Here is a 23,075-nt window from a genome sequence, read left to right on the forward strand (position 1 = left end):
AACTATACACGGGACAATAGGTAAAATTACATAAGTAAAATTATCCTATTTTTTTTAAAATTAAACATTATTTTTCACGTAGAATTAAACAAAAAAACTATAACTAAGTGGCAACGTGGAATAATGGTTTAAAGTTTTATTGAATAATTTGACTTCCAGCATAAAATGTGGGGTATAAAAAATAACTGTTGAATTCATCCACAGTCTTAATCATTAATTACTAAATTTATACTTTCGTTAACATTTCCGATGCTAATTGTTTTTCCTCTTCTAGAGCAATCTTAAAATAATCTGCGGATTTTTTATAAGATCTTACATTATAATAATGCTGTGCCAATTCTTTTGCTAGTTGTTTAACTAAAGGTCCTTGTTTTTGTTCTATTCCAGCTACTATGATTTTCTGCATTTCCTTTTCATATGTATATTCGTCCCCTCTTAAGAGCGAACTTCTTGCTTTTATGGATTTGAGCTCAAGCATCATATAATTTAATTGCTTAGCTTCAGCAATTAAAAGTGATTCTTCCAAGAGAGAATGAGCAATATCCCACTGTTTTTTTTCCAGATAAATCTCTGATAAACTACGCAGAGAATAAATATTTTCTTCTTCAAAATCTAGATTTTTATTTATTTTAATACTTTCATTAAAATTTTTTATCGCTTCTTCATAATTTTTCATTCCTTGATAAACTCGACCTAAGTTATACCTTATCATCCCATAAAGCTTTTTATCACCGTTTTGATCTATATACTGATTAGCTTCATTTAGCGTTCTTAGAGATTCGCTAAAATCTTTTATTAAATGGTATTGTACTCCTCTAGTAATTAACACTCTAGTCACTAAATTATGTTCATCTAAATTATTTAATATCTCATGGGCTTTTTTGGAATAATACAAACAGATTGATTTATCTTCTAAAACACGTTGCTTTACTAAACTTATATTGTAATAGAGACTTGCATTTTCAAGATTTTCTTCATGAGTCATTATTTGTTCTGCTTGAGTAAAGTATGTATTTGCTTCATTATATAATTGGGAAGAATAAAAAAAGATGCCACATGAAACAAAGTAATATTGAAAATCCTCACTATATATTGGATCTACGATTTTAGGTATATTCAAGGTAGATAATTGATAGAATTCTTTAGACTTGTCAAGTTGTCCATTTGAAGTATAATATCGAATAAGAATACTAAATAATTTAGTAAGAATATATGTTGGATATGTTTCTTTCGAATTCATGCTTAAAAAAGATAGATTTTCCTCACTCAATGATTGTTTTTCTTTATATAAATTAAATATATCAGTAATTTTTTTTCCTTTCTCTGATAAATCATCAATGAGTAGATCTTTTTCTGAAATCCCTAGTCTTCTAGCTACTTTTTCTAAGAAACCACTTGATGGGTTAATATCGCCATTTTCAATACGACTTAAATAAGTAATAGAGCATATATTTTCTACCAATTCTTTTTGAGTTAGCCTTTTATGTATTCTAAGTTGCCTAATTCTCTCTCCTACCTTCAAGTTCAACACCTCTGACGTAAAATTATGTATATTTTACCATCCGAGACCTATTTATTTCAAGTATCTTAGAAATGATGCCCTATGATAATCATCCTACTATTATTAATTGATTATAAATTAAAACAACCTCAGAATAACGCTATTATTCTATTATTATGAAATCAAGTAGTGTAAACATATCATTAAATTTCGTTGAACATTTTACATTTAAAATGTTACAAAAGTGAGACAAAGAGAATAAGTACAATGATGAGGAGAATATCCTCTATAGCAACATAGTTACTAAATGTTATAGAACTAGTGAGCAGAAGCATATATTAAAGACCTCTTCCGATTGAACACCTAGAAAAGGCCACAGCTTAACTTACTCTTTATTAGTGGCCACTTCAAAAAACAATGTGCATTTAACAAACATTAGCAGAAAAAGACACTTTTTTTAATACTTATACATAAAATTTCCCATTTATTAAGAACTAGCTGCAATCCATTGCGTAAGTAGTTGTATATATCTCTCACCATTTTTTTCTAAAATAATTACGTCATTATTCTTAATGTTAGTTACCGTTCCTATTGTTAAATTCCCATGAATTTCTATCATCAATTCAAATTCTCTTACCAAATTTTCAAGGTGTTGGTAGGATACTTTTTGTTCTACATCACTACGAATATATTTTAAATTCAAAGTGTGTCCTATTGCCAAATCAATTTTATTCTCTTCAGTACGAGATATATACTCATTTATGTTATGAGAGTTATTTAAGTCATGTGCATATAGAAACCCATCGTTTTCAAAGTCAAAATAATAACACCCTTTTCTCTCAATCCCCTTTACCACATTAGAATCAAATATATAGACCAACGGCTCAATTCTTGTATTTAATTTGTGGCAAACCTCATAAATAATCTGCCCTAAATTATTCTTATGAATAAGCGGTAATTTTGATCGATTTAATGTAACATTTTGTTTGTAAATTTTACAAGGTATATAACCTTCATATTGTTCGTATAGTTTCAATACAGGTTCAGCTGATAAAGAGTTTGCATATAAAGAATCAAGAGCTCCCTTTATTGAACTTGAGTAGTTAAGCAATTTGTTACCACCTTTCAATTACCGTTAACTTTATTTCAATAAATATTTAAATTAGTTTAGATTCTACTATGAATATATTATTATTTTATTCTGCTATCCGTTAAAATAATGGAGCAAGAAATAATTACACACAATATCCTATATAATGTTAAAGCCTACTAACTAATTTGTTTATTTTCTCTTAATGTCGAATGGATATTTTCCATCCACCCCTTTTTATATACCCCAATTCCAATTTCTACCCGTGACCGAATTCCCCATTTTTCTTTGATTGAAGCAATAATTACCCCTACTCGTCTTCTACTAATAAATAGACTATAAGCAATTTCAACATCTTTCATTCCTCTTGAAATAAGTATAGCAACTTCTTTTTCTCTTTCAGTTAAGCTTTTTTTCATCAAAATTCCCCCTTATATTTAATAGATTTTTTTTATTAGTTAATAATAATTTACATCCATTCAATGGTTAAATATAAGAAGTAAAATTAACGAAAAAAACAAGAAAAGAATTTATAATTTTATATATCTTTTTTACAAATTAGCAGTATAAATCATAGAGAATATTTAATTTTATATTATGATACTCTTTCTTATATATGAATGCTGTTTTCTTGAATACCAGTGATTAAATCACATGTATTATAACTAGAAATAAAACTAGTTTTTTGCGTAATTGTATCTACCTACGTAAACTTCAAATATTAATAATGTATACAGAATTTGAAGTTTCACAATGAGTCTTTGTTCGGATTATATATATAGAAACAGTCAAAACAAGTGTAAACACTACTTAATTTAAGAAAGATAATCTGGTATAACAATAAAAACAGGAAATGTATCAACTATTTAATAGATTTGTAAAGCGCCTTTGCTAATTCTTCATCAAGTTTACAGTCACAGATTTCCTACCATATGCAACCTCTTCTGATACAATATGTAATAAAGGAAGCCCCCCATTGAGGGGCTTCCTTTATTACATATCATTTATTATTTGGATTTTTGAAACAAATTAAAGTATATTTAGCTGCACAATAATATCAATCCATTTTTTGTTAAAAAAGTACTTGTCACAACCAATAAATTCTGATTTATAAGTCAAATGTTTGCTTTTAACCACAGTCAAATCATCAATTATTTAATAGTAATATTCTGATCTATATACGTTCCTAAAAATGGTGTAAATAAATTAGAGTTTGTATCTTTTCCCTATTTAACATACTGCACTTTATAAGGTATACAATAGCTTTGTATTGCTTTCATTGACAGTTATTTGCATACCTATTTTCGTTGAATGAATTTGCTTTTTATTGTAAGTAAAAAAATCAAGTTGTTAATTTATACTCTAACTTCTTCATATTGCTCTTGAGTAGTATTTGCTTTAGGTAAAATTATTAATGTAATAAGTGATACAACTATTAAGTACGAGGAAATAATAATTCCTGTCATAATTACTCCCATATAATCAATTACAAACCCAATCAGTAAGTAACCTGGTAAGCTAGAACCAGTGTATATTAAAGTATAAAAACTATACACCCGTGCTAAATAACCCTTACTTATATTTGTTTGGAGAAAAGTATTAATAGTAATTAAAAATATGCCTTGGGTTATCCCCCCTATACATAACCCGATTAATAACACAGGTAAGGGAAATTTTAATGCAAACATAAATATAATAATGCTAAATGAAAACGTGGTAGTAAAAATAACATATTTCTTCTCTATTATTTTATATATATGTGGGGCTAACATAGATCCAATGGTTATTCCTATTAAACTAAATGTAGTGATAATATATAAATCTTCAGGCCCTTTGTTTAGAATGTTTGTTAAATATGATAATAAAAAGATATCGATGGAAGAACCTACTACCCAAGATAATCCAAACACCATAAATAAACGATAATATGCTGGGTTTGATCTTATATACTCTATACCTGCTTTAATATCAATCATAATTCTTTGATTCTTAATGGTATCCTGATTCTGTTTTCGGTAGTAAGGTTTAATAAACATGATAAATAAAGCTGATGTTAGATATAATACGCTTATAGCACAAAGCACTAACAGTTTATTCACATTTTGATTTATTAAATACCCTACCACTCCGTAAGATCCTAGTTTTGCCAACATCATCGTTATTTGTATATAACTATTAGCTGTTGCTATCTTTTCCTCATTAACAATTTTAGGAAGTAAAGCTGAATTGGCAGGAATATAAAATAAATTGTTAGTTACTAATATAAAAATAAACACGTATAATATAATAGGGCTTAATACAAAGAATTGTGTAACAAATAGTACGATAATTAATAATACTCTAAAAACATTTGTCACAACCATCACCGTTTGAAGTGTTCTCTTTTCTACGAAAGCTCCAGCAGGCAAAGAGAAAAATAGTGCAGGTAATGTTGAGGAAACATAGAAAATTGACAGCCCTAGACTTCCTACGTTCAGGCTATTCAATTGAGTAAGTAAAAGAACAAATAACATCGCATCTGCAAATACACTGAAAAATCTAGATAAGAACAAAAAGGTAAACGATCTATTATTAAACACTATACATGCTCCTTTCATTGAATATTATTAGTATTTTTATTAACCTAAGTGAGAATAATTATATTTTGTATATGTTCCCTGTTGATAAATCTACACCTAACGTGCCATTCCTATTTCTCCAATGTATTTTATGTTCCGAATGGTTGGAATTTCTGTTCCACTCATTAACATATTTATGGTGTCTAAACCAAAACCTCCATAAGTGAGGGCTCTTCTCAAGGTTCTTTGTGAATATTTCGTAGCTTTGATCAATTCCTTCTTGTAAATTATCTTTGCTAATTGTAATTAAAGGATATGCTGTTAATCTGGCCTCTCCTTGATCATTATGATCAGCTAAAACTACACACAGCGGTTTCTTTAACATTTGAATTAGCCTAAAAATTCCACTTCTAATTTGCACTCTAGACGATATATGATTTACTTCAGCAGGATAAGAATCATCACCAGATCCTGAATTACCATCTAAATATAATAATATAGACCTTCCATTTCTTAACTTCCTAAGCAATTTCAAACCACTCGTCTCACTTTCAGAAACGATAAACTTAATAAATAACTCTTCTTTTAACTCTTTCCATAGCGTTAAGGACATTTCACTATGATATGATTCATTATCAACTACCATATCTATAGAATTATTTTCATTTAAATCTAAAGATTTAACTATTTCAACAGGAACATGTCTATAATCACCATAATGGTATGTAGCAAAAACCCCACCTTGTTCCACACAATCTTTTAAATATTGAAGTCCGTGTATTTCTTTAAACCCTGAGAAAAGTGAAGGGTCAGTCCTATTCAAATTTTGTTTTTCGTTATGTTTTCTATATTTCTTCCATATATCTAACAAATTATTAATATCATATTTACTTGTTGGGTTTAGTTCTTTGGATAAATTTGCTAAAGCCATAAAATCATCATGGTGAGAACCATATTTCTCTTCATCTACTAAAACATCTTCTATATTCAATATTGATCTTGAATTAATCATTCTTCCACCTTCTTCTCTGTTACTATATCTATTAAATGAGCTAATATTTGAATAATGACGTCATATTCATCTAATTCTCCATCACTTTTACCTTCTACGATATCAAATCCAATTAATCTATTTTTATATTTTTTTAAGGATTGAATCATATCTATAATTACTTTTGAATCAACACCGTTGTTTTTAGGAAAATCAACTAAACTAAATTCAGACGGGTCCAAAACATCTACATCAAACGATATATATATAGGTATATCCACGCCTTGTTTTCTTTGTAATTGTTCTAGCTTTTCAATAAGATTCTTGGAATTCGATTGATGAGAAGGGATTACATGTAATTTATCATGAGTAATAAATTGACCAAGAGAACGTAGTCCTCGTACACCCACTTGAATTATTCCTGCAACATTTTCTTCTTCAAGCAAAAAACGGATAAAATTTGCATGATTTATATCATTACTACCTCTTTTTATTAGATCAGATCCGCAATCATGGTGTGCATCAAATTGTATTAATACAATAGGGGTATTAATTAACTGTAATAACTTTTTGACTATAAAATAAGTAATGAAATGATCTCCACCAATAAATCCTATTTTTTCTTTTTGATTCATAAATTTACTCAATATACTAGATATCTCTTCTTCTAGATCCTTTACATCATGATCAATTTCAATGTTTCCATGGTCAAATATAATAGAATCTTTCATTATATGTGTTCCTATCATATAGTCATAAATACCAGAGGTCTTCTGATGGTTATATTCATTGTATACCGGATATTTATAACTGACTTTTCTCAATATATCCGGAAAATCTTTAACTGTTGAATTTTTTATTTGTGTACCTAAATTATAGGGCACACCTACAAGATGAATATTTGCATCTTTATTGTTTTCTAATGAGTACCTAAAATACGAATTTAAATGATTACGGGACCTACTTTTTGTAGACTTCGTCAAAATCTCATAAGTACTTTCCCAAAAGGCTGAACCCTGCTCGTTAGTAAGCAATATATTTTCACCTTTCGAGGCTATAATATATTTTGTTTGTGTCATATACTCACCCTCAATTTATAATATTGCTTATTTTTCCATATCTTCATGATAATCCTTATGAAAATCACCAAAGTAGTAATTGTTAAAACTGGATAATCCTTATATATATATAACAAAGTTTGAAATAATAGCGATGAAAATATTAATAAACATGAATAAAATATAATTAATAATATATGTTCTATCTCATTTTTTTTCGAAGATATTTTTCTAAGGTAATATCCATCTAAGGGATAATAAGGTAAAATATTTATTAATATTGTCGGCAAATGAAGTAATGCTATTATTTTTAATATCAAACTATAATCTTGAAATATCATAATTATAGAAAAAATTATTTGCACAAAGACTCCAGCAGATGTAACAATCGCATCTTCAAACTTATGCATTTCTCTTCCAAAATTTATTATCGTTTTAAATATCGGTTTTTTTCTAAAATCTATATTAATTTTTGTTTGTTTTGCACCTAGCATTAGAGCTGATATATAATGACCAACTTCATGTATATACACACTTACATACGAAAAAATTGTTAAACTAAAAAGAACTACTAAACTAAGAAAAATATCCATTTAATCACCCTTAATTATAGAGACAGAGGTTAGTTCATTATCTAACCTCTGACCTAAAATAGTTAGCAGCGTACTACTGTTACATCTCCATTACGTTCTTCTTCATACTTAACTAACTCATCTTGTGATACTGGCTTTGTGTTATTTTCCATTGTTATCTCCCTTTCTATTTTGAAATTTATTATTCTGTAATTAGCAACGTACTACTGTTACATCTCCATTACGTTCTTCTTCATACTTAACTAACTCATCTTGTGATACTGGCTTTGTGTTATTTTCCATTGTTATCTCCCTTTCTGTTCTTAGTTTATTACTTAAAATCACTACATCTCTATTTCTTTCACCTTCAAATAAGGTCAGTTCATCCATCATGTCCAATGATTCCCTAATTTCACATCCTTTCGAATACAAATTTCATAACATCAACTAAACCTTGTAGAGCCAATAATTCAAACTTTCCATGCTAACCGGTTCTCATTTAATGTTATAGATAATGTTTGCTTTTCTTAATTAAAATAATAGCTTGTTTTTATAAAGTTAGTAAGTTCGCAAAATTGCACACTTTCTAAAAAATTTTAACTAAGGTCATTTATCTTCTTCACTTCTCATAAATTATGAGGTAATTAGACTGAACATCATTAAATATGTCCAAACTAAATTTAAGACTACGATTCTTTCAGACTTAACAAAAATAAAAAATGAAGAATAATAAGATTTACAAGAGAAAATGTGTGGGTATATGGAAGGTAAGTATATTAATGGAAAAAACAAAAGGAAAAAGTAGCAATTCTTGATAAGGATTATGAGATAATTGCTACTTTATTATAAAAGGATTCAAAACAGATATTATACTATCGCCGATTTTCATGCCAATATTTAAGGGTTTCTTACTGTGTGGTACATTAACATTTAAAAAGGTATTTCTAGAGTGCCAGAGTTAGCTCCTTATTATATTGATCATAGAATAATATCCATTTGAAACAAAAGATGAAAAGAGAGTAGAAAGCTTGTCGCAAGTATTAGATTACTCAAGATTTGTATATTTCAACCTAACCCTATCGAAAGCTAAATATACATTGTTATCTTTTCTTAACGGCAGCTTTTGAGAAAATTACCGATGTTCCAGATGATATCATAACCGATAATATTAAAACATTGATATATGAATTACTTTCTGAAAATAGAAATGGAAAGGCAAAAACACAAAAATCAAAGCATTCTGTATAGGGGTTCGGTTTGTATCATTCGATTTTGTGTCGCTGGAAAGCAAAAAAAGAACAAGAAAAAGCAACATTCTTTGAAACAAATTACCAAATTACATTAGATACTTACTTAAATTCCTATCATTCTTTAAAATAATTGAATCATATGTATTTTCATCTAGTTTACAAGATCTTTGGTTTACTTTCCTTTTCAAAAACAGCATTCCAGTGAAACATCATCTTAAAGATTTTTAGTGTTGGATAATAGTTTGCTTTTTCCAATCTTATTTTTTGTAGGATAAATCTCTTTATAATCCTTACTATTCTAGTCGAGTATGGTGTATCCAAAAGAATAATTAGATCAGCGTTCTGAAAGCTTTACTCCACCCATTTATGAGTATGGGCACCCTCTATAATCCAAGTACTCGAACCGACTATTCCTCCTAAATATTTATCTCTTTCGCCTTCCTTTCTACGGATGTCACCGGCATCATGTCTTTTCCACACAACATGATCTAATTCATAATAAGGGATATTCAACGAATTTGATAAAGTCCTTGCTAGAGTTGTTTTTCCACTTCCAACTGAAACTAACAATTTTGCTATTATGAGTTTTCATTCAATAAAAGTAAATTATGTCAATACCGAGGAAATTGCTCTTAATCACATATCCAATCATTCCAGGTGTACACTTTAAACTCCTTCCTCTCATCAACTGGACCCACAAAAAGGCACTTTCCATTTTACAGAAAAGTGCCATCAGTCCTATTTTAACCAATGATTATGTACTTAATATTTAAAGCTGTTAAATAAAAACTCCCTGCTTTTTAATAAAAGGAATTTATTCATAACATGTTGCTACTTCTATCGAGCAATCATCAATAAGGAAAATTCTATATAGTCGTAGTTGTTCAAGTTGCGAAAACTTTATCAATAACTAGTTGATTTTTGTGCCCATCATGAATAAGTGGTAAATCCTCATCTAACTTTTCATAAGTAAGATATTCATAGACCTTTTCTAAAAAGGGCAAGAATGCAGGATAGTAACGATTTGCAATATCCGAAAGTTCCATAGATTTGTTTTTATGTTCATGTAATACTACTTCTTGGATAGGTTGATTTATTTTTTCTATTAATAATTTGTCATCATTTTTTAGAGTAACTGTCCCTAAATTACCGTAAATTTTCAAGCTAGAACCTATGCCGTGATTAACCCCAGTTAAAAGCTGAATAGAAAAAGTCGTGTTATTCGTCATTTTGCCATGAATGAAGAAAGCATCATCAGCGTCTCTTTCCTCCCCACCCCCATATGGGACATGAGTATGTACCAAACCGTTAACTGTATCGACTTCTGCATTAATTAGCCAACGCAAACAATCGATCATATGTGAGCCGAGTGCACCTAGCATACCTCCATATTGTTGTTTCTGTCCTAACCAACCTCTTTTGTTTGTAACAAGATTTTGATACTGTGAGTAACTAACGTGGTATTCAAAATGCAATAGTTCACCAATTTCATTGTTCTGAATAAGAGACTTTACTCGTTGACGACTCGGTAAATACCTCCATTCAAAGTCACTAATAACCTTTTTATTATAATGCTTTGATAGTTGTATAAGTTCAGCAGATTGTTGACTGTTCGTAGTAAAAGGCTTTTCACAAACAACATGAATCCTTCTTTCTAACGCGTACTTTACCATTTCATAATGGTGAACTGGCATAGAACTAACAAATAGAAGATCTAAGCTTTCATTATCTAGCATCTGTCTCCAATCTTGATAATGAACAAAGCTATTCAAATCATTATTTAACTCATCTGGTATTTGGTGACGCTTCATTGTACAAACAGCGACTAAATCCATCTCTTCCTGAGCCTGAATGATTGGAGCTTGAACTCGCAAACCAAACCCACCACCTATAATTCCAACTTTCATAAAACCAACTCCCTCAATATTGTGATAGTCATCATATTAAACCCTCTTCATTCAAGCTGTGGTATTTCACATCATTATTCGTACATTAGCAAAGTCTATGGTAAAACCCATTTATCTTCATACCTTTTTTAAATTATTATTCTAATAATAAATGTACTCCCGAAGTGATGAATAAAGTGATTTCTTATTCATTAATTATACTAGAGTGCAGTTTCCTTTAAAAATACTAAAAACACATGGAAATATATGCTAATATTAACAGTGAAAGGTTATAAAAATCATAGAATACACATCCGCAAATTAGTGAAAAAAACAACACGAAAAGAACCTTATTCAGCCACCTACATCAAGTTAAAGTTGAGAAAGGTAGTTTTTCAAGGAAGGAGGAGAGCAATGAAAAAAAAGTTGAGTGTGTTATCCGCCATATTGTTCATCATTGGACTTATTACGTTTGTATTGATGTTAATCGGTATAGATGATTATTTATATAACTTCGGAATTTTCGTTTCAGTTATTGGGTTATTTCTGGCAATGTTTGCAGAAAAAGGGCTATATAGAAAAATTGGCTTAGTTGGTAATGGCGTCATTGTATTGTTTATAATTATTATACCCCTCATTGTTACGACGTTTTTTTGGAATACGCCTTAATTTTAATTTTAGGATTATAAAAGAATTAATAGCATAATAAAAAGCTCAGGATGAAAACTCTGAGCTTTTATGATGATTATACACTTTAAAACAATTTTTCCTCATCATTTACACATACTTAAACACTTCTATTTCTTTAAATCTATTACTATTTCATCTAGCACCATTTCTTCAGTTTCTATAATTTGATAGCCCGCTTCTTCTTCCTCGATCCAATCTATTAATGACACATGTGGCGTGACGTATAATTTTGTTGCATTTGGATCAAGAAGCTCGAAGGTTTTCACCCGAAGCTTATTATATGCATCAATACTACCTCCATCATTCATTTGGCCTGTATAGCGATTTCCTAAGTCATCTCGAATTTCTATATCAGTATCTATCATATCCCACTTATTTCGATCTACATCCCTCGTCGATTGCTGTTGAATATACACAATCGACGTTAACGGAGTAACTAATAACCTATGAACATTGACTGTTATCGCATCATGTCTAACACTATCATAAACATCATATACTTCTCCATCTAGTGCGCTTACAGGAAAATTAAACTTCCATTCTCCTCTGATTTCTTGTTGTTTACTTGGGATGTTAATACCTTTAATCTCCCATTCTACTGTTGCTGTATCATTACTGTTTTCATCGCCTAAAGCTATGCTTTGCATCCCGACATATGTATTTTCATATATTCTTTTAGTTCCACCACTCCCCCTACGTTCATAAGTGTCTTTACTTTTATCATATTCATAAGTTGATATTCCTGAACCACCACTCGGACTACTTATATCTAGTGAATCAACCAACAGAGGCTCTTCACCTAAATCTTCTTCACTTTCTATAGAATATGTAAAAAATACTGCATAGCCATCAAATACTGCATCTTTAATTGTCACTTTAATGCCGTTACTCTCCTCGGTAATATTCAATTCCCTAGCATATTCTTGGTGCTGATCATATATATCTGATTTACCTACAAACTTAAAGATATCCCCTATCACAGGTATGCTGACAGCTTGAGTTGGAAACGTTAAGCCAAGCGTAGTAAGTGCAAGGCAAGCAATAATTGAAGCTAGTGCAACATTCCTTTTCCAACCTCTCGCTTTGTTTTTATTTATAACAGACTGCTTTAAAGCCTTTTTGACTTTATTTTTTTCAAATTCATCAACTTTCATTTCTTCAAATTCATTTTCATCCATGTCTAAGTCATTCAATAATTCATAGATATCTTTCATATGACATTCCCCCTTAAATAAAGGTTCGTAGCTTGTTTAGACAAATTCTTTTTTCCTCTGTATATTCGATTATCTACGGACGATTTAGTCAGCCCTACTTTTTGGGATATTTCTTCATTGTTTAACCCAAGAAAAAATTTCATAATAAATATATTACGATCTACAGGCTCCAATTCGTTGATAAGCTGTAATATCTCTGCTCTATCCTCTGCCATAATCAGTTCATCTTCCACTGATTTTCCTTCGATAATATCTATTTCGCGAGAAGTAGATTCACGATTCTTAGTAGCTTTTCGGTAATAATCTATGGCTTTGTATTTAGCAATAGCGCAAATCCATTTTTTGAAATCATTCTCGTCACCAGAGAATTTTTTAGCATTGTTCCAAATTGATAGGAAAGTATCGTTTGTACATTCTTCTATTATGCCTTCATTGTTAAGTGGAGAAAGAACTTTATATGTGATTCCTTTTATTAATGGCAAATAGTTATCAACAATAAACTCTAAAGCGTCTTCTTTTTGGCGCTGTAATCTCCGTATAAAATTTTTATTAGTAGACTTCATGTAACTTATTCTCCTTTTTGTAAGACTGCTTTCGCATTAAATATTGAATAATAAGATATATTCACGTTCAATTGCACCTTAATTAAAAAAATGCCAATCAGCTAAAATTATCGTCTAGCACCCAAATCTATATAATTATTAAGTTGCGAAAAAAGTCTCTTGTAAAAGCTTTTACACCTTATACAACGGATGAAAAATGAAATTTTCGCACATATTTGTAAAAAAATTATAAATTTATGTAAAATTAGTCTAATTGGGCAGAGATGTACATATTTGCAGTTAATTATAAGGGTGTTAACTAGTCATTTCAGATTGTTACAAATTAACAATCTGCCTTTAGCCAAAATAAATGATGCAACCCTTTAGGATTGCATCATTTATTTTGTAGCTCGATACACGAGCTTCTTTTAATTAGCTTGTGTGGAATAATTACTCTTTTGATCGGTTCTTCTGGACTTTCAACATGTAAAATGAGATTCTTTGCGGCTTCATAGCCAAGCTGATATATATTAATATCGACTGATGTTAGTGGTGGTCTCGCAATCTCTGATAATAAAACGTTGTTAAAGCTTACAACAGATATATCATCAGGTACAACTTTGCCCATCCTATCTAGCATATTCAGTACACCTAATGCCATGACATCATCTGATACAACTAATGCGGTAGGAGGTTGAGAAAGAGACATCAATTCCAAAACCGCCTCTTGTCCCCCTTCCTTTAAAAATTCTTCATGGATTACATATTCATGTCTATATGTTAGTTTAGCTTCATGAATCGCTTTTTCATAACCACCAAGTCGATCTATCGTTACAATAAGATGGTTATCCCCACCTACAAAGCCAATTCTCTCATGTCCAAGCTGGATTAAATATTCTGTTACTTCTTTTGCTGCTCGAAAATTATTATTATCAATATGAGTAATATCCTCAACATTTGTAAAAGGCTTGCCTATGACAACAAAGGGAAAATCCTTGTCACGCAAATATTGTAATACTTCATCATCCACACGAGAATACAAGAGGATAATGCCATCAACACGTCTTCCCTGTACCATTTGCATGACACCATCAAGCTTTTCGTCATCGGTTCCACCTGTTGATATATGCAATGCATATTGTTTCACATGGGCAGCAGCGCTAATTCCACGAATAACTTCAGGGAAAAAAGGATTTTGTAACGCTTTATCAGCTGTACTAGGCATTACTAACCCGATCGCTCTAGTAGAGTTATTCGCTAAGCTTCGCGCATTAAAATTAGGGTGATAGCCCAATTCCTTCATTGCTGCACGCACTCGTTCCTTCGTTTTATCACTAATTCGAGGGTGGTTGGCAATTACCCTTGAAACTGTTGACGGAGCAACATTTGCATGCTTTGCTACATCTTTAATTGTAACTACCATTTTTCCACTCCTCTTTCTTTTAGTTGGTTACAAATTAACCTTCCATTAACTAAGTTTGTTTTTCGAACTAATAAATAAGCTTCTTTGTATTTTTTCTTCTATATAGATGATAATCACATAAGACACTTTTTAATGTTGTAATTTGAGATAAATAACAACTACGAAAAGGTCCTAAATTAAAGACATAATCATTTTACTACATCCACTTATTAGTTTGTGAGTATTTTTTAATAGCTATATGGAGAAAAGCATTTTTTTCGAAATGTTGTCATATGATTTATTTTTAACAATTTCTCCATTTACCTTCAGCTGAAGCTGGCTATTTGCTCCATGGATTACTACAATTAATTCTTGCCAATCAGGAATATATTGACCTTCATCCTTCACAGCGATATCTATCTTATTAGAGTAACAATGAACCGTAAAGGTCTTATATAAGTATTCGCCCTCTTTGTAAGCAAATGTTGACCCATCATCTTCATAAAGTGAATACGTATAAGTAGTGTTTGTATCTCCAACATACAAATGTAAGGTTCTGTTAACGTCTGTTATGTCTGTAGATTGTTTAATATCACCATGCGCAATCATTGTTCCCTGCTTAATAAAAACTGGCAATGTCTCCAAATCAGCCTCTATAAGCTGATGCTTACCACCAACAACAGGTTCGTCTGTCCAATAATTGACCCAGTTTCCTTTAGGCAAGTAAATGACTCGATGTTGAGTTGTAGGCTGTAAAATAGGTGCGACAATGACATTATCACCTATCATAAACTGATCAGATAAATTGTACGTATTTTCATCTTCTGGATACTCCATTAATAGTGGTCTCATCACTAGCATCCCTGTACGTGAAGCTTCTTCAAATAATGAATATATTTGTGGCAGCCATTGATAGCGTAACTCAATATACTTTTTAATAATTTTTTCATACTTTTCGCCGAAAGACCACGGTTCTTGCCTTACAGTACCAATTGCACTATGGTTTCTGAAATAAGGTGTAAATGCACCAACTTGAGTCCATCTCGTTAATAACTCCCCATTGGAATCGTGTGCAAACCCGCCTACATCTGGTCCTGTAAAAGCAACTCCAGAAAGACCTAAGTTCATACACATCGGTAATGACATTTGTAAATGCTCCCAAAAGCTACGATTATCCCCTGTCCAAACAGCAGCGTATCGTTGAATACCAGCATATCCTGCCCTTGTTAATAAAAACGGACGTTTTCCATTTAGATGATCTTTCATTCCTTCATAGGTTGCTTTACCCATCATAAACCCATATATATTATGAAGCTCACGGTGAGTTCGTGGGTCATTGTCATTATCGTGCATAACTTTTATATCCATTGTCTTTGTTTCATTAAAAACAGCTGGTTCATTCATGTCATTCCAAATACCTTCTATACCTATATCACTATAGTAGGAGTGTTTTGCTCCCCACCATTTCCGAACGCTGCTAGAAGTAAAGTCAGGAAATGCACTATTGCCAGGCCAAACCTCACCAAAGTAGATGTTACCTTCTATATATTTACAAAAATAACCTTCACGTATTCCCTCTTGATAAATTTCATATTCAGCATCCTCTTTCACTCCAGGATCAACAATTGGTACGAGTCGAATCCCTACCTCTTTAAGGTCTTGAATCATTTTTGCTGGTGTTGGAAATTGTAATTTATCAAAAGTAAACACCCGGTATTCATCCATATAGTGTATATCTAAATAAATCACATCAACTGGAATTTTTTTATCGGAAAATGTCTTTGCAATATGACGAACTTCTTGTTCAGATTCGTAGCTGTAACGAGATTGATGATAACCGAGTGCCCACTTAGGAGGAAGTGGCATTCTTCCAGTCAATTCACTATATTGATTAATTACATCCTTAGGTGTTGGCCCAGCCATTACAAAATAATCGATTTGACCTCCCGCAGCTGAAAATGTATAACTATCCGTTTTAGTTTGAAAATCAAAGGTTGTTTCCCACGTACTATCAAAAAATAGCCCATGAGCCTTCCCGTCTCGTAAGGTCATAAAATAAGGAATAGATTGGTATAATGCGTTCGTTTCAGGGTTATGTGGTGCGTATACATCGCTATTCCACATTGTCATTTTTTCACCACGTTTATCTAAAAAGCCTGTTTTTTCACCGAAGCCGTAAAAATGGTCATGTTCACTCATCATTTTATGACAAATGACATCTCCTTTTTCGTTCAAGCCAAGGCCCCTTGCTCCTTCTCCAACAACAAGCTCACCTTGTGTATCAAATATATTGATGCGGAGTGGGGATTTCGTTATTTCTACTTTCAAGGTGTTCGTCCTTAACATAAAACACCCATCAGTCTCTTCCGTCTTGACTTCTATCTCTTCAGGCTTTTTCACCACAGCTACACTCGACTTCATAGATAAGTTGTTATCAACATTCATTACGATTCGAACGATATCCTCGCGAAAAAATTGAAGTGCAACGCTACCTCCTTCGCAAAAATAGCTATACACATTGCCTTCTTTACGCATTCTTACTATTGAACTTATATCACGATAACTCACCTTAGTGTGTTTTTCATTTTGTCCAGGATGTATCGCAAAGCTGCTATCATCTAACATGTTATACCCTCCTATTTGAGAAGTGAATATTCGATATTTATCCTTTTGTTCCACCAGCTGTTAAGCCAGAAACAAAATACTTTTGAAACGATAGAAAGAGAACTGAAATAGGTATCGCAATTAATACTGAACCAGCAGCAAATTTCGTAAATTCATTCCCAAATTGTTTAGCTACCATATTGTATAGCCCCACTGCCAATGTAAATTTTTCTTCACTTCGCAGCAGCACACTAGCCATGATGAAATCAGCAAATGGAGCAATAAATGTAAACAATGCCACTACAGCAATAATTGGTTTAGCTAGCGGCAGAATGATTTGAAAGAAAACTCTTAAATGGCTTGCTCCATCAATTCTTGCCGATTCATCAAGATCCTTAGGAATCGTATCTAAGTAACCTTTCATGAGCCAAGTATTCATTGGAATTTGGCCACCAACATATACGAGAATGAGCCCTAAATGTGTATCTAATAAATTTGTGACAAGTGCTAAAACAAATATAGCGATAAGTGCAGCAAAATTTGGTATCATCTGTAGTATTAAAAATGCTAATAAGCCGTTCTTACGACCTACAAAACGATATCTAGAAAAAGAATACGCAGTTATACTTACCATTATCACTGAAAAAGCCATCGTTAAAGTAGAAACCTTTACTGAATTCCAATACCACTTCAAGTAATCACTTTGTGCTGGATTAAACAAGTAACGATAATGATCTAACGTTGCATTTTCTGGAATGATTGATGAGCCAGATAAGCTCATACCTGGGTTTAATGACGAACCAATGATCCATAATATTGGGTAAAAGATAATGACGGTCATGATTAGTACAATTAGATAGGATAATGTTAGTCTTATTTTTTTTTGATGTTTTATGTTCATATTACATCATATCCTCTTCTTGGAAAGATTTTGTCTTTCTAAATTGCCATAAGGCAACCGTAATAACAATCAAAGATAATATCATCGTTATCGCTGCAGCTTTTGAATATTGTGCAGATGTCATTGTTAATTTATAAATCCAAGAAATTAATATGTCTGTACCACCCGCATTTTGACCCGAAACTGCAGGACCTCCACCGTTAAACAAGAAAATGACGTTAAAATTGTTAAAGTTAAATGTATATTGAGTAATTAATATTGGAGCTGTTGAATAAAGCACTAACGGTAATGTAATCTTGCTGAATTGCCCCCAACTAGAAGCACCATCAACAGTTGCAGCTTCATACAGTTCATTCGAAATTGATTGTAATACGCCAGTAGTCATCGCAAAGATAAATGGAAACCCTAGCCATGTTTGAATAAGGATTAATGCAATTCGCGTCCACAACGGCTCTGTCATCCAAGGAATATGACCTATACCAAAGGCTGCTAAAATATCACGATTAATCGTTCCAAACGATTCATTGAACATCCCAGCAAAGACTAGAATTGAAACGAATGCGGGTACTGCCCACGGTAGTATAAAAACCGTCCGTATGATTGCTTTACCCTTTATATCTTTTTGATTTACAATAATGGCCAAAAAAATACCTAAAGCAACTTGAAATGTTGTAGCACCGAATGTCCAAATAATTGTCCAAGCTAATACAGAGAAAAATGTATTTCTCCAAATAGGAACTTTAAAAATATCAATAAAATTTTGTATACCAATCCAATCTACTAGCTTCGCAGGAGGAGAATGATATAAATCGTAGTTCGTAAAAGACAAAAGAACGACGAATATTATTGGGAAAATGACAACAAATAGTAGTAATAAAAACCCAGGTGAGATCATTAAATACGGAAACCCATTATCTATGAGATTATGGTATTGCTCACGAAGTGTGTTTAATTTTTCACCTATATCCCTTTTGAGTCCAGTCTTATAAGCATCAACAAGATTAAATATAAAAAAACCTGCCCCTAATATAATAATTATTACTGCTAAAATGCCTTCAACTAACAGGAAAATAGAGTGATCTCGTGGTAGTTTTTCACCTAACGTAACGATTCCCCATAGGCCCATATTCAGTAGATCTTTAAATACGATAAAGAAAGATACAGTTAAAACAAGAAATAAAACACCTTTCAAAAATTGCCGATTATACAATTGGCCAACACCAGGGATCAATGATAAGACAACTGCAACTTTCCTATGATTCGATTGATATGGAGTAGATTCCATCACATACTCTAGCTCCTTCCCAAATTCCTTATGTAAGAAATCTTAATTGATGCCCTTTATTCACATGAGCAGTCTCCCCTTGAAGGGAGACTACTTCCAATTATTTATTCATCTGGATGATTTGTTTCAATGTTTGTTGTTATCGTATTTACCGCTTCATCTAGTGCTGATTTCGGATCTACTTTTTGGTTTGCAACCAACTGTAATGCAGTTGCCATCGGTCCCCAAACCTCAGCCATTTCTGGAATATTAGGCATTGGAATAGCATATTGAGATTGAATAGCCACTGCATTTGCAGCTTCATTTTCCGCAATAATAGGGTCCTCTATTAAGGACTTAACAGGAGGTATTTCTTGTGTTAATTCAAAACGAATTTTTGCATTCTCTTCATTCGTTAAATGTTCAACCAATTTTGTTGACCATTCAGGGTGCTTTGTAAATGAAGTTATTTGCCACCCCTTAACACCCATAAATGTTCTAACTTGTTCACCATTCGGTAAAGTTGGTAATGGTGCTACACCAAAATCAATTCCTGCATCAGTCATACCTTGAAATGCCCAAGGCCCATTCATAACAGATGCAACGTTTCCTTCATTAAACAGTCCATCCATCGTTGAGCCACCCGACTCACCTATGATCCCTTTAGGAAAAATGTCTTTATACCATTGTTGAATATATTGTCCTCCCGCTACTGAACCTTCATTACTTAAGCCAATATCATTTCGATCTAGCCTACCTTCATTATTTTGAAATACGTAACCACCGTACCCTCCTAATACACCGTGGGCAAAATAAAAGTTGTCCCATAGTGCTAAAAAGCCAAATTCATCTTTATTATCAAAGTCATTTGCAATTTCAAATAGCTTTTCAAATGATTGAGGCGCTTCTTCCATTAGTGCTTTGTTATAAATAAAAACAGGTGTTTCAGTTGCTTTCGGTAAACCGTACAACTTGCCGTTAAACATTTGAGCTGTAACTGAAGACTCTGTAAAGGTGTCTAATATACTTTGTTCTACCTTTATTTCTTGAATTAAACCTTCAGTAACTAATTGACCAATTTGATCATGTGGCACTGTGATAACGTCTGGACCAGTCCCAGCAGGACCATCTAAACGTAATTGATCTCTTTGACTAGTAGCCATCTCCACTTCTTTATACTCTACTTTAATACCATATTCTGCTTCGAAGCTTTTAATGGCTTCTTCCATTGCTGGGCCTTTCTCTTTATCCTCCCATACGATGAGCTTTTCTGGTTTTGCTGGCATTTCACCATTTGTTTCGGTATCCCTATTATTTTCACTAGATGATTGGTCTACCGCTTCTTGGGGTCCACAAGCTGCTAACATAATAATAAGGAAAATTACCATCACACTAAGAAAGAATACCTTCTTCATTGCTTGTACCTCCTCTTAAATGATCATATTATGCAAACGTTTGCGCAAATAAGTATAAAAATAAACCATCTTCATAAAATAAGAAAACGGTTCCATACTATCTGTCATCTCTATTATATATTTATTATTCTTCTTTTCAATACTTTTTTTACATATTTTCAAAGATTCGCACTTTCGAATATTGACTTCTAATTACACTTCAACTACCATATTGATAAAATAGTGCAAACGGTTCCTCATTTCAGGGAGGTATTACTATGATCATAGAAGCTATTTACCATAGACCAAAAGACAATTACGCTTATGCATACGATGAAAAAACAATACATATACGCTTACGTACAAAGAAAAATAATATCGATAACATCAAGCTCATCCATGGAGATCCATATGATTGGAAGGATAACAATTGGCAAACAAGCCAAACTTCCATGAAAAAAGAAGGAAGTGATTCCTTATTTGACTACTGGTTTGTTGTCATTCAACCACAGTTTCGTCGATTACGCTATGGGTTTGAACTAACTTCAGGAGATGAAACGATCGTTTATACCGAAAAGGGATTTTTCAATCATATACTTGAAGATGATATTACATATTATTTTTGTTTCCCTTTTCTACATCACAATGATGTATTTAAAGCTCCAGCATGGGTGAAGAAAACCGTGTGGTATCAAATATTCCCAGAAAGATTTGCTAATGGAAATGCTGAGACCAACCCTCCAAACACATTACCTTGGGGAAGTGAAGAGGCTACTTCAACAAATTTCTTCGGAGGTGATTTCGAGGGAATTATTAACCACATTCCTCATTTAGTTGATTTAGGTATAACTGGTTTATACTTCACACCAATATTTAAGGCATTTTCAAACCATAAATATGACACAATCGATTACATGGAAATTGACCCTCACTTTGGTGATAAAGAAACATTCAAGAAACTAGTGAACACATGTCATCAACATGGGATTAAAATCATGCTTGACGCTGTGTTCAATCATAGTGGCTACTATTTCCCACAATTTCAAGACGTCATAAAGCATGGTGAAAAATCACGGTATAAAAATTGGTTTCATATAAAAGAGTTCCCTGTACAAACTTCTCCTGCACCAAATTATGATACATTTGGGTTTGTCGAAACAATGCCTAAGCTAAACACTCAAAATCAGGAAGTAAAAAAATATTTACTAGATGTTGGCCGTTACTGGGTACGTGAATTCGGTATTGATGGGTGGCGTTTAGATGTGGCTAATGAGATTGATCATCAGTTTTGGAAAGAGTTTCGTTCCGCTGTTAAATCAATCAACCCTGAGGTTTATATTCTTGGTGAGATATGGCATGATTCAATGCCTTGGCTAGAAGGTGATCAATTCGATGCAGTTATGAACTATCCGTTCACACATACAGCTTTACAATTTTTCGCAAAGAAGACTGTAACAGCAACACAGTTTGCGAATGCGATTTCTCAAGTATATCACTCGTATCCACTAAATGTATCAGAGGTACAATTCAATTTACTAGGAAGTCACGATACACCAAGAATATTGACAGAATGCGAAAATGATATAGAACGTTTAAAGCTCCTATACTTGTTTCAACTTTCATTTCCAGGGTCACCTTGCATTTATTATGGAGATGAAATAGGAATGACAGGTGGACAAGATCCAGGATGTCGTAACTGTATGATTTGGGAAAAAGAAGAACAAAATACAGATTTATTTGATTTCCTAAAAAAACTAATTCATATATATAAGACTGAAGCTATCTTTAGTAAAAATAGTACCTTTCATTTTGTCGACACAAATGATGAAACGAACCATATCATTTATAAAAGAACGTCTCATAAAGAAGAAATATTCTTCGTTATTAATAATTCAGAGAATAACATTGACGTGGAGCTACCAATTGATATAAAAAATAAAAAACTCATTAATTTATGGACAGAAGAGGAGTTTGCGGCTGAAGCAAGCCATGCCATCCTACCTCTAGCACCACATCACTTCTCAATTTTGAAGGTTGTAGAGGTTACAAACTAAAATCATCAGGTGGAGGAAGTTTCCACCTGATGATTTTACCTCTAGATTTCCAATTAAGCTTTACATATTAATTGCAAAATATCTAAAATTAAAGTTATATAATA

Annotated in this window: 19 protein-coding genes; 2 read left to right on the forward strand and 17 right to left on the reverse strand. The window is 32.2% G+C overall.

Annotated features, from left to right (window positions below; genetic code table 11):
• Positions 1–226: 226 nt before the first annotated feature.
• The 10 genes from SLH48_RS11860 to SLH48_RS11905 form a co-directional block, all read right to left on the reverse strand.
• Positions 227–1,522 (reverse strand): helix-turn-helix transcriptional regulator, encoded by a 1,296-nt coding sequence (locus SLH48_RS11860; protein WP_320258333.1) that lies wholly within the window; start codon positions 1,520–1,522, stop codon positions 227–229.
• Positions 1,523–1,988: 466 nt separating this feature from the next.
• The gene (locus tag SLH48_RS11865) at positions 1,989–2,612 is read right to left on the reverse strand and encodes a hypothetical protein (RefSeq protein ID WP_320258334.1); all 624 of its coding nucleotides are present in this window, start codon (positions 2,610–2,612) and stop codon (positions 1,989–1,991) included.
• A 158-nt stretch (positions 2,613–2,770) separates the two neighbouring features.
• Complete coding sequence (locus SLH48_RS11870) at positions 2,771–3,010, reverse strand: helix-turn-helix transcriptional regulator (protein WP_320258335.1); 240 nt, start codon at positions 3,008–3,010, stop codon at positions 2,771–2,773.
• A gap of 936 nt (positions 3,011–3,946) precedes the next feature.
• Positions 3,947–5,170, reverse strand: a complete 1,224-nt coding sequence (locus SLH48_RS11875) for an MFS transporter (RefSeq protein WP_320258336.1) — start codon at positions 5,168–5,170, stop codon at positions 3,947–3,949.
• Between the two features lie 58 nt (positions 5,171–5,228).
• Positions 5,229–6,161 carry a hypothetical protein gene (locus SLH48_RS11880; protein WP_320258337.1) on the reverse strand — a complete coding sequence of 311 codons (933 nt, stop codon included), beginning with the start codon at positions 6,159–6,161 and terminating at the stop codon, positions 5,229–5,231.
• Positions 6,158–7,219, reverse strand: coding sequence for an arginase family protein (locus SLH48_RS11885; protein ID WP_320258338.1), 1,062 nt, complete (start codon positions 7,217–7,219; stop codon positions 6,158–6,160). Before SLH48_RS11885 ends, SLH48_RS11880 begins: the two co-directional genes overlap by 4 nt.
• Positions 7,216–7,791, reverse strand: a complete 576-nt coding sequence (locus SLH48_RS11890) for a M50 family metallopeptidase (protein WP_320258339.1) — start codon at positions 7,789–7,791, stop codon at positions 7,216–7,218. Before SLH48_RS11890 ends, SLH48_RS11885 begins: the two co-directional genes overlap by 4 nt.
• Positions 7,792–7,983: 192 nt before the next feature.
• Positions 7,984–8,202: a hypothetical protein gene (locus SLH48_RS11895; protein WP_320258340.1), complete on the reverse strand. Its 219-nt coding sequence runs from the start codon at positions 8,200–8,202 to the stop codon at positions 7,984–7,986.
• 1,169 nt (positions 8,203–9,371) lie between these two features.
• Positions 9,372–9,533, reverse strand: a complete 162-nt coding sequence (locus SLH48_RS22490) for a hypothetical protein (RefSeq protein WP_413785412.1) — start codon at positions 9,531–9,533, stop codon at positions 9,372–9,374.
• Between the two features lie 371 nt (positions 9,534–9,904).
• On the reverse strand, positions 9,905–10,927 hold the full coding sequence (locus tag SLH48_RS11905; RefSeq protein WP_320258341.1) for a Gfo/Idh/MocA family oxidoreductase: 1,023 nt from the start codon (positions 10,925–10,927) through the stop codon (positions 9,905–9,907).
• A gap of 393 nt (positions 10,928–11,320) precedes the next feature.
• On the opposite strand from SLH48_RS11905, the gene SLH48_RS11910 reads away from it, so the two are divergent.
• A complete protein-coding gene (locus SLH48_RS11910; RefSeq protein ID WP_320258342.1) occupies positions 11,321–11,575 on the forward strand; it encodes a hypothetical protein in 255 nt (84 codons plus the stop codon).
• 128 nt (positions 11,576–11,703) lie between these two features.
• On the opposite strand, the gene SLH48_RS11915 is transcribed toward SLH48_RS11910, so the two are convergent.
• The 7 genes from SLH48_RS11915 to SLH48_RS11945 form a co-directional block, all read right to left on the reverse strand.
• Positions 11,704–12,810: a DUF4179 domain-containing protein gene (locus SLH48_RS11915; RefSeq protein ID WP_320258343.1), complete on the reverse strand. Its 1,107-nt coding sequence runs from the start codon at positions 12,808–12,810 to the stop codon at positions 11,704–11,706.
• On the reverse strand, positions 12,807–13,373 hold the full coding sequence (locus SLH48_RS11920; protein WP_320258344.1) for a sigma-70 family RNA polymerase sigma factor: 567 nt from the start codon (positions 13,371–13,373) through the stop codon (positions 12,807–12,809). Before SLH48_RS11920 ends, SLH48_RS11915 begins: the two co-directional genes overlap by 4 nt.
• A gap of 373 nt (positions 13,374–13,746) precedes the next feature.
• A complete protein-coding gene (locus SLH48_RS11925; RefSeq protein ID WP_320258345.1) occupies positions 13,747–14,775 on the reverse strand; it encodes a LacI family DNA-binding transcriptional regulator in 1,029 nt (342 codons plus the stop codon).
• 234 nt (positions 14,776–15,009) lie between these two features.
• Entirely contained in the window at positions 15,010–17,379 is a 2,370-nt protein-coding gene (locus SLH48_RS11930) for a glycoside hydrolase family 31 protein (protein WP_320258346.1), read from the reverse strand.
• 37 nt (positions 17,380–17,416) lie between these two features.
• The gene (locus SLH48_RS11935; RefSeq protein WP_320258347.1) at positions 17,417–18,259 is read right to left on the reverse strand and encodes a sugar ABC transporter permease; all 843 of its coding nucleotides are present in this window, start codon (positions 18,257–18,259) and stop codon (positions 17,417–17,419) included.
• A 1-nt stretch (position 18,260) separates the two neighbouring features.
• Positions 18,261–19,544 carry a sugar ABC transporter permease gene (locus tag SLH48_RS11940; protein ID WP_320258455.1) on the reverse strand — a complete coding sequence of 428 codons (1,284 nt, stop codon included), beginning with the start codon at positions 19,542–19,544 and terminating at the stop codon, positions 18,261–18,263.
• Positions 19,545–19,648: 104 nt separating this feature from the next.
• A complete protein-coding gene (locus SLH48_RS11945) occupies positions 19,649–20,938 on the reverse strand; it encodes an extracellular solute-binding protein (protein WP_320258348.1) in 1,290 nt (429 codons plus the stop codon).
• A gap of 257 nt (positions 20,939–21,195) precedes the next feature.
• Between SLH48_RS11945 and SLH48_RS11950 the strand changes: the two genes are divergently transcribed.
• The gene (locus SLH48_RS11950) at positions 21,196–22,971 is read left to right on the forward strand and encodes an alpha-glycosidase (protein ID WP_320258349.1); all 1,776 of its coding nucleotides are present in this window, start codon (positions 21,196–21,198) and stop codon (positions 22,969–22,971) included.
• Positions 22,972–23,075: the final 104 nt, after the last annotated feature.

It is taken from the genome of Cytobacillus sp. IB215316 (genome assembly GCF_033963865.1).
Lineage (GTDB): Bacteria > Bacillota > Bacilli > Bacillales > SM2101 > Nanhaiella > Nanhaiella sioensis.